Origin of the sequence: Microbacterium sp. ZXX196 (assembly GCF_009709595.1) — a bacterium.
In the GTDB taxonomy this organism is placed as follows: Bacteria; Actinomycetota; Actinomycetes; order Actinomycetales; family Microbacteriaceae; genus Microbacterium; species Microbacterium excoecariae.
Map to the genome: position 1 here is coordinate 1 of NZ_WMEE01000407.1, position 249 is coordinate 249.

General features: G+C 30.9%; 1 protein-coding gene. It reads right to left on the reverse strand.

What is annotated here, in order from left to right; all coding sequences use genetic code 11:
* Positions 1-239: hypothetical protein (locus GJQ66_RS13495; RefSeq protein WP_155049698.1), on the reverse strand; the 239-nt coding region annotated here is incomplete at its 3' end.
* Positions 240-249: the final 10 nt, after the last annotated feature.

Consider the following 249-nt stretch of genomic DNA (forward strand, 5'->3'; position numbering starts at 1 on the left):
GCTTTATTTATAACTCCTGAGTAATTTAATGTTTTTCCTGATTGTACATTTCCTACTACCAACCCCTTAATAAAAAACTCTTTTTCTTCTTTTGGGACCGGTATATTCATTACAATATTGTCTGTTTCCCTATCTATATCTTCAACTACTTCCATCGTCATATCTTCCTTAGTTTTTAGAAGATGCTCTTTATATGCATCCCAGTTATTCCATTTTAAATTAGCTTTCAACTCACTCATTTTCTTTCTT